Origin of the sequence: Providencia sp. PROV189 (genome assembly GCF_028480065.1) — a bacterium.
Lineage (GTDB): Bacteria > Pseudomonadota > Gammaproteobacteria > Enterobacterales > Enterobacteriaceae > Providencia > Providencia stuartii.
The window spans coordinates 1-9,152 of record NZ_JAMPOG010000052.1 but is presented as its reverse complement, the minus strand read 5'-3'; the positions used below and the strand labels follow the sequence as shown (position 1 = coordinate 9,152).

The following is a 9,152-nucleotide window of genomic DNA, read 5'->3' as shown; positions in this document are numbered from 1 at the left end:
ACAGGGACGCCGGGTGAACTACGGCTTTTCACTGACAGAGGGTGAGGAAGGAGGTCTGGAGTGACGTATTTTGCGAAGCCGGGGGCGCCGGCCGTGATGCCGGTGACGTTTCCGCTGGTGTTTGTGTTCAGTGCCGGAAGTCATTTTTGCCTGACGGTGGCCGGTCATCAGGTGTTTGATGATGAGCAACAGCAGCTGATTGCCGGCATGTCACCGGCGACGATACAGCTGGCGTGGCAGGTTGCCGCCGGTGAGGCGGCCGGGGCGGTGCTGTCTGTCGGCCGTCACCGGGTGGTGCTGTGTGACAACGACATTACCGTTTACCGGTTTGCCCCGGGGAATAAGGCATACCCGCAGGACCGTGACTGGGATCGTCTGCTGTACACCGTTTTTAAAGGGGAGACGCCGGATAAAGCCGGCTGGCAATGCGTGTCTTTTTCATTATCTGAACTGAGCTGTCACGGTGAATTTGCCCGGCTGACCTGCCGGGGGGCGATCCTGAAGGGAGCGGGAGGAGTCATGTCATGAGAATGATGAAATGTGTGATGAAAAGCAGTGTGCTGTGCGCACTGCTGTTGTTGCTGACCGGCTGTGCCACCTCCAAGGAGGAACTGCTGCCGCCGGGAAACAGCGACATGATGGCCATCTGGTCAGGCAGACAGGCTGACCCGAATACGGCGGACACCCGGACGGTGACGGAAGCTGCCCGCAGTACGCTGCGTCGCGGGCTGACGAACGAGGAAGCGGTGCGCCGTCAGCAGGCGAACACCGCGTATACCCGGACACAACACAGTGAGATCCATCAGCAGTTTCCGCGTCTGCCGAACCCGGACATGGTGATGTATGTGTTCCCGCATCTCTCGGCCGGTAATCTGCCGGTGCCGGGATACAGTACGGTGTTTCCGTTTTACCATCAGGTGCAGTATGCCCTGCCGGGTGAGCGTGTGGAGGGCTTGTGATGGGATTTTCATTATTCCGCTCACGCCGGAAAGCGCAGGCGGTTTCTGCTGAAAAAACGGCTGACAAAGCCGTACACCGCAGTACACCGGCAGAGAATGCCGGTTTAGCCCGTCAGCCGCTTTCCCGTCCGGGAAAAATGACCCGGGCGGATGAGAAGAAGATTTACCACGCGAATCCGTCTTTTATTGATTACCTGCCCTGGGTGGAATTTCTGGATGAGGAGCAGTGCCTGCTGCTTGATGACGGGGTGTCGGTCGGGGCGGTGTATGCCGTTGAGCCGGCACCGACGGAAGGGCGCTCCGGTGACCGTCTGCTGGAAATCCGGGATGCGGTGGAGGATGCGCTTCAGGACAGCCTGGATGAGCATGATGATAACCCGTGGGTGGTGCAGTTTTTTTGTCAGGATGAGGACGACGTGAGCGTCACGCTGGCCACCTTGCGGGACTATATCCTGCCGGCGGCACGGGGCACGGCGTTTACCGAAGCCTGGCTGGGCGAAATGGCACGTCATTTGCGGGGGATAGCCCGTCCGGAAGGGCTGTTTAAGGACACGGAGGTGACCGGACAACCCTGGCGCGGACAGCAGCGCCGGACCCGGATGGTGGTTTACCGCCGGCTGGGGAACAGCTATGCCGATCCGATGCCGCCGGTGGCGATGCTCAATCAGATGTGTGACCGGCTGGTCAGCAGTCTGGGCAGTGCCGGGGTGCACTGTATCCGCCAGGACGGGAGGCAGGTGCATCAGTGGCTGCTGCGTCATTTCAATCCGGCCCCGGACTGGGTGGACAGAGAGACGCTGTACCGGGAAGGGGCGTACTGGCCGGCGGCGGAGGAAGCGCCGGGCACCCTGCCGGTGCTGAAGGATTTTGCAGAAACGCTGTGGTTTACCCCGCCCCGGTCGGATGTGGAAAACGGGGTGTGGTGGTTTGATAACCTGGCGCACGGCGTGGTGAACATCGAAAAACTGCGTAAAGCCCCGGGGCCGGGGCACCTGACCGGGGAGCAGAAGCGCGGTGACAAAAATATCAATGCGCTGATGGACCTGTTTCCGGAAGGGACGATGCTGTCGATGACCATCGTCACACAGCCCCAGGATACGCTGGAGCAGGAATTTACCCGGCTGGGGAAAAACTCGGTGGGGGAAAACACCGATTCGCAGCGTACCCGCCGGGATGTGGAAACCGCCAGAAGTTTACTGGGGCACCGTCATAAGCTCTACCGGGCCTCCCTGTCATTGCTGCTGCGTGCCGGTTCGGTGGGGGAGCTGAACAAAAAGCGTGTGGATCTGACGGCCACGCTGCTGAATGCCGGTCTGGAGCCGGTGAAACCGGAATACGATGTGGCGCCGCTGAACGGGTATCTGCGTGCCCTGCCGATGTGTTTTGATCCGCAGACGGATAAAAAACACTGGTATACCCGCCTGACCTGGGTACAGCACCTGGCGGGATTACTGCCGGTGACCGGGCGTACCACCGGCACCGGGCATCCCGGCTGGAGCTTCTTTAACCGGGGCGGCGGGGTGCTGACCTTTGATCCGCAGAATAAACAGGATCGTACCCAGAATGCCCACCTGTTGTTATTCGGTCCCACCGGGGCCGGTAAATCCGCCACATTATGTGCGCAGTTATCACAGCTGATGGCGGTCCGCCGGCCGCGTCTGTTTATTGCGGAGGCCGGAAATTCTTTCGGTTTACTGGCGGATTATTACGCCAGTCTGGGCCTGAGTGTCAATAAGGTCAGTGTCAAACCCGGCAGCGGGGTGCGTCTGCCGCTGTTTGCGGATGCACATCAGCTGCTGACGATGGATGAACAGCGTCTGGCACTGAATGCGGATGAGCTGCCCGAGACGGACAGCGAATCTGAGGATGATGAGCAGCGTGACATCCTGGGGGAAATGGAAATCTCCGCCCGCATGATGATCACCGGCGGGGATGTGCGGGAAGAAGCGGAGCTGAAGCGGGCTGACCGGGCGATGATCCGCCGGGCGCTGATGGCGGGGGCCAGAGCGTCTTATGCGGCGGGCCGGCAGATGCTGCCGGCGGATTTGCAGGAGGCATTGTATGCCCTGTCACGGGGGGAAGGCGAAGAGGAAGGGCGGGCATTAAATCCGCAGCGCCGGGCGAAAGCGGCTGAAATGGCGGAATCCCTGGGCATGTTTACCGAACCGGGCAGTTTTGAGCATGAGCTGTTTAATCAGCCCGGGGAACTGTGGCCGGAGGCGGATGTGACCCTGATTGATTTGGGGCATCTGGCGCGGGAAGGGTATGAGGCCCAGATGGCGCTGACGATGGTGAGTCTTATCAACTCCATCAACAACATTGCCGAGCGGGATCAGTACCTGGCGCGGGACATTAATTTTGTGGTGGATGAGGCACATATCGTGACGGTCAATCCGCTGTTGTCCCCCTATGTGACCAAAGTGGTGAAAATGTGGCGGAAACTGGGGGCCTGGCTGTGGCTGGCGACCCAGAACCTGGATGACTACCCGGACTGTGCCGAGAAAATGCTCAATATGGCGGAGTGGTGGGTGTGTCTGACGATGCCACAGAAGGAAGTGGAGGCGATTGCCCGCTTTAAGACGCTCAGTGAGGAGCAGAAACAGGTGCTGCTGTCGGCAGCCAAACTCTCCGGCTGTTACACGGAAGGTGTGGTGCTGGCCCGGAAAGTGGAGGCGCTGTTCCGGGTGGTGCAGCCGAGTCTGTACCTGGCGCTGGGAATGACGGAAAAAGAGGAGAAACAGCAACGGCGCGTCCTGATGGAGCGCCACGGATGCAGTGAGCTGGACGCCGCATTCCGGGTGGCGGATGAACTTGACCGGAAACGGGGATTACCGCCCCGGAACCCGGGATGACCGGCTGAGGTTATCGTGTGATGAAAACGATGAACGCGGGAATGGGTAAGCCGTGTTGCAGCACGGCTTACCCGGCCGCTTCATTGTGTATGTTAAAAAGAGGAAACATGACGTCATGAAAACGACGGGAATTAAAGTAACGCTTTTGGCGCTGGCTGTCAGTTATTCCTGCGCTTTGCAGGCTAAAAATGTGTCGCTGGGTGACACGGCCGTGGCCACCGGGCAGCAGAGTACGGCAGTGGGGCAGGGCAGTATGGCGCTGGGGAATAATATGACGGCGGAACAGGCACAGACGGCGATGAAAGCCCAGAATGTCCTGTTGCAGAACCGGGCGCAGGCGCATGAGCAGTACACGCAGACACAGGCCCTGTTTGACAGTAAATTGCTGGCGAACAGCAATATTCTGGAGCGTCAGGAAGCAATGAAACCGTTGTTGCAGCAACAGGCGGCCTTAGCGGGTCAGCGTACCGCGCAACAGCAGCAGGTGACACAGGCACAGCAGGCCGCTGACCGGATGGCACAGATTTATGAACGCAATCTGGGGGCGGTTTCCCAGATTGTGGATGCGGATTTTGTGGAGTTGTGGCAGCAGGGGCAGGCTGACCGTCTGGCTCAGGAAGTGAAAAAACGGGTTGAGCAGGATACGTCGGTCAATAATGACACGCAGTTTTATGTCAGTTATGTCAATGCCTATATTGAAGCGAAAACCCGAAGTGCCCTGGTTAATGAAACCATCAAAGAAAAAACCGGCTCCCAGATTACGACCAATTATCAGGGCGTGGCCCTGTCCCCGGTACTGAGTGCCGGCCACAGTGACAAAGCGATGCTGTGGTCGGATGCGGTCACGGATAATGACCAGAAGCAGTTGTTGTCCCGTCTGCATCTGAATACCGCCGCCCTGAAGGGCATTGCCGGTTATCAGGAAGAGCTGGCCAAAATCGCCCTGATCACCTCGGCGGACGGGAAAAAGAATCTGTATCAGGCTTATCAGAAAAATGCCCGGCAGCAGATTGAGCAGGGGTTAACCGGGGTGACGGAGGCCGGGAAGCAGATCCTGTCAGAGCTGTATCTCGATAACATCGATGAAGGCACCTTTAATCAGATGGTCAGCGGTATTTTCACCCGCTATGAGAATCAGCTGAACTACCTGATCCAGCTGGATAAGGTCAACAGTTTATCGCCGGACAGCCCGGATTATGCCGAAGAATTACAGCAGCTGCTGGTACTGGAAAGCCGTCCCCGGGATAACACCGTCGGGCTGAACACCAACCCGGAGGCGCTGAAACAGAAAGTGGATCAGTACCTTCAAGACAATGCGCTCAGTCACACACAGGCCATGTCGTCACAGGCCACACAGCTGAAACAGCAGTTATCGGCGGAAAAAGCCGTCACCGATCAGGCCCTGAAGCAGGCGGAAACGCAACTCTCCCGGCTGGAAAAGGATCTCTCCGCGCTGGATACCCGGTTGTCGGATTTGCGTCCGACGCAATCCGAGCTGGAAAACATCCGGGATCTGGAGAAGGTGAAAGCGGAGCTGGCTCAGAAACAGGCGGAATATCAGGCGGCGGATAAAGCGCTGAATGAGGCGCAGAGTACGCTGACGCAGGGACAGCGTGCGGTGGCTGTCGGGGATAACAGCCTGGCGCTGGGCGAGAAATCCGTGGCACTGGGTGTGGATGCCCGGGCGCTGGCGAAAAACAGTGTGGCACTGGGCGACGGCAGCCTGGCCGACCGGGATAACAGCGTGTCCGTCGGCCGTGAAGGGCAGGAACGTTTTCTGACGCATGTGGCCGCCGGCATTGCCAAAACGGATGCGGTTAACAAAGGGCAGCTGGATGAGGAGCGGGATGCACGCATTGCCGGTGATAAGCAGACCCTGAAACAGGCTATGGACTACACGGATGTGAGCATTCAGTACAGTGAGGCGAAGACAAACAAGCGGATTACGGAAGAGCAGCAGGCCCGTATTGAGGGGGATGAAAAGACGCTGGCGGCGGCAAACCGCTATACCGATGAGACGTTCGGGCGGGTGACTCACACGGTACTGGACAATGCCCGGCAGTATACCGATCAGCGTTTCAGACAACTCGACAATAAAATCAGTCAGGTGGAAAAACGGGCCAATGCGGGGATTGCCGGGGTGACGGCGATTTCCTCCATTCCGTATGTGAACAGTGAACGTTTTTCATTCGGGATGGCGATGGGGCATTACCGCGATGCACAGGCGATAGCCACGGGAGTGCAGTATAAGCCGACGGCCAACACGAATGTGCGCCTGAATGCGTCATGGAATAACGGCGGCGATACCAATATCGGCGCCGGGTTTGCCGTGGGCTGGTAGCCGGAAGAAAACCCGCCGGTGACCGGCGGGTTTTGATGTTCTTTTCTTCTCTCACCGTTCGTTTGTGAGGACTGACCGAATGAAAAAACGATTTTTATCCCTTTCCGGATTGCTGATGCTGTCGCTGTCATGTCTGCCGTTCACTGCCGGGGCAGCAGTGGTGCTGTATACCACGCAGGATGACGCTCTGCCGCAGACAGATATCCCGTTTGAGGTGGTGTATCTGGATGCGCCTGAGCGCGTGCTGGATGAGGTCCTGCTTCAGCCGGGTACGGAACTGCGTGAGGCGGATGCCCCGCACATCACCGCCCTGTTACAAAGTCCGGCCTGGCAGGCCAGAGAGACGGCGTTACGGCAGGCTTATCAGGGCGTGGTTCAGGCCTGGCAACTGGGTGTGGCCCGTCTGCCGGCGGTGGTGGTGGATGCGCAGTGGGTGGTTTACGGCACTACTGATATTGAACAGGCTGTGACACAGATACAGCAGTACCGGGAACAACAGGAAGGAGGAGCTCAACCATGACCCGACAATTTCATCGCCGGCGTCTGGCGGGCGCACTGTTACTGGGATGTTCACTGGTACCGGTGGCGGAAGCCAGCCTGAGTACGGCTACTCTGGTGGCTTCTGCGGCATCACCGTCGTGCATCAGCTGGCGTATCAGCGGAATTTGCTACTGGCTGAAGTGCGGCTGGGGCGGCTGCCGGATCCAGACTTCTGTCCGGGTGTCGCATTTTATTCCGCAGGCGGTGGTCTCGGCCTACCATGCCCCGGGCGAAAACCCGTGGCAGGAAATGTCACTGGTCAGCGGGGCGTCCGGCGGGATTGAAAATGCCGTGACCGGCGTGCTGAGCGGCGTGTCAGCCGGCGGCGGAAACAGTGAGCAGAAGTTTGAGGCAAAACGTAAAACCGCCCTGCACTTTTTTTATGCGGATGCCATCGGTCATCCGGCCACCACCCTTATCGGCGGCAGTATCCCGGGGTATTCCTGTGACAGTGCGGCCACACCGCTGTTTCCTTATTACCTGAGCACGCTCGACAGTGTGCCGTGGCGGCTCGGTGTGCCGGAAATGGCGTATCCGGAAGCCCTGATCCCCGGGAAACGGGAAATCGGGGCACAGAGCCGGGGCAATATGTGGGGCAATCTCTATCCGCGCAGCGGTTTTGTCACCCAGCAGGACGGGGATAAAGCGGCAGCGGTGGTTGCGCAGCGCGTGGCAGATATTATCACCCGTACCGGTCAGGCGCATACCTATGTACCCCTGAAAGGAAACCGCCGGGATGGCTACTGGCCGCCGGAGGCGGTGACGGAGAATACCGGGACAAAAAACCATAAATGGCAGCGCCTGTCGCCGGGGCTGAAAAACAGCTGTGCGGTGTTTCCGGATGAGAGCGGCCCGCAGGCGCAGGACGGCAATTATGCCTGGGCACTGTGGCAGCCGTACAGCTGCTGTAAGCGCATGGGGCAAAAATTTCTGTACAGCACAACGTTTTAAGCAGGGATTTTAAGATGATGAAAGCAAAACGACACACTTTTTTTCCGCCGGTGCTGACACTGATGGTGTTATGCAGTGTACCGGCATTCTCTGCCCGGGCAGCGCTGGATTTTTCCGCCGGCGCGAATGATATCGGCTACGGTGCGAATGTCTCCGGCGCGGTCTCTGACAAACTGTACTACAACCTGGGGGGCGGCACGGTGTTATCCCAGCCACCGGGGCGCAGTAATCTGCAACGTCTGGGGATGAGCATGGGCTGGAACAGTGATCTGATGTGCGGCAATTTTGATATCAAAACCACCGTGGGCAACCAGCTGAACGGGGTGACGGCCGGCTTTAAGAATCTGATGAGCGAGGTGATCCAGAACGCCACCGGGGCGGTGGCCAGTCTGCCGGCGATGGCTATCCAGCGGGCGAATCCCGGTCTGTATGAAATGCTGACCAACGGGGTGTTGCAGGCCAATGTGGCCTTTGATAAGGCGCAACTGAGTTGCCAGAACATGGCCAAACGGATGATGGACTTTTCAGAGAATAACCAGTGGACGCAGGCGGCAATACTTGAAGAGGCCAGAAACATCATCAACAGCGGGGATGGTGATGCGGTGGGGACAATGAATCAGGTGGAAAAAGAGCCGGACGGTAAGGCCGGGGTGCCGTGGATAGGCGGAAAGCAACGCGGGGGGATTGGACAGCTGGCCATTCAGCCAACACAGGATTTTGCGCAGGCCGGCTTTAATATCATGAACGGTCTGCCGGCAACCAGCACGGCTCCGGTGCCGGCCGGCCAGTGTACCGGGGCGGCGTGCCGGCGGTTTGCCAACAGTGAGGAGGCTGCTCAGGTGGTAACACAGGTACTGGGCAGCAAATCGGTCCGCACCTGCACCAATCCGGCGGATTGTCAGAGCGGCGGTGAGGCAAACCAGCCGGGTAGTTCCCAGCCGGGAACCGGGCTGGCGCCGGTGCTGGAGACCACCACCCGGGAAAATCTGGAACAGTTGCATAAACTGGTGAACAGCCGGGGCGCGGTCAGTGCGGCGGATTTGGCGAAACTGAAAACCGGTAGCCTGACGGTCTCTCGGGGCGTGATTGAAGCCCTGCGCCGGGATCCGGATAAAACGGCGTTAACACAGCGTCTGGCCGGTGAGCTGGCGATGGCGGATACGATGGAGCTGGCGCTGACGATGCGCCGTATGCTGATCACCGGCCAGGGGGAGCCGAATGCCAGTAATTTTCCGAAAGCCCAGGAGATCGGTAATCAGTCGGTTGACCAACTGGATCGCGAAATCGGGATGCTGCAAACGGAAATGGAAGTGCGTAAATCCATTGCCAATAATGCGATGCTGACGGTGATTGAGCGTGATCAGCAACGGACACAGGCGAATCCGGCTACCCAGACCCCGGATAATACGGATGTGCGTGTACAGGGGCTGGAGCAAAACAGTGACACCGGAGGACGTTAAATGACGAAAGGAAAAACCGGGCGCCGGTTATGGCCGGTGCTGAAAGTGA

Annotated in this window: 7 protein-coding genes; all 7 read left to right on the top strand. The window is 58.7% G+C overall.

Going from position 1 to position 9,152, the window contains the following annotated elements; translation table 11 throughout:
- Positions 1-60 precede the first annotated feature (60 nt).
- Complete coding sequence (locus PR833_RS19550) at positions 61-528, top strand: hypothetical protein (protein WP_216684212.1); 468 nt, start codon at positions 61-63, stop codon at positions 526-528.
- The gene (locus PR833_RS19545) at positions 525-959 is read left to right on the top strand and encodes a TIGR03751 family conjugal transfer lipoprotein (RefSeq protein WP_108202135.1); all 435 of its coding nucleotides are present in this window, start codon (positions 525-527) and stop codon (positions 957-959) included. The genes PR833_RS19550 and PR833_RS19545 overlap by 4 nt, the downstream gene beginning before the upstream one ends.
- Positions 959-3,811: a conjugative transfer ATPase gene (locus PR833_RS19540; RefSeq protein ID WP_248129433.1), complete on the top strand. Its 2,853-nt coding sequence runs from the start codon at positions 959-961 to the stop codon at positions 3,809-3,811. The genes PR833_RS19545 and PR833_RS19540 overlap by 1 nt, the downstream gene beginning before the upstream one ends.
- Positions 3,812-3,926: 115 nt before the next feature.
- Positions 3,927-6,152: a trimeric autotransporter adhesin TaaP gene (gene taaP / locus PR833_RS19535; RefSeq protein WP_216684214.1), complete on the top strand. Its 2,226-nt coding sequence runs from the start codon at positions 3,927-3,929 to the stop codon at positions 6,150-6,152.
- 79 nt (positions 6,153-6,231) lie between these two features.
- Entirely contained in the window at positions 6,232-6,672 is a 441-nt protein-coding gene (locus PR833_RS19530; RefSeq protein WP_001764982.1) for a TIGR03757 family integrating conjugative element protein, read from the top strand.
- The gene (locus PR833_RS19525; protein ID WP_001764983.1) at positions 6,669-7,643 is read left to right on the top strand and encodes a TIGR03756 family integrating conjugative element protein; all 975 of its coding nucleotides are present in this window, start codon (positions 6,669-6,671) and stop codon (positions 7,641-7,643) included. Before PR833_RS19530 ends, PR833_RS19525 begins: the two co-directional genes overlap by 4 nt.
- A gap of 14 nt (positions 7,644-7,657) precedes the next feature.
- On the top strand, positions 7,658-9,103 hold the full coding sequence (locus PR833_RS19520) for an integrating conjugative element protein (protein ID WP_216684215.1): 1,446 nt from the start codon (positions 7,658-7,660) through the stop codon (positions 9,101-9,103).
- The last annotated feature ends 49 nt before the right edge of the window (positions 9,104-9,152 follow it).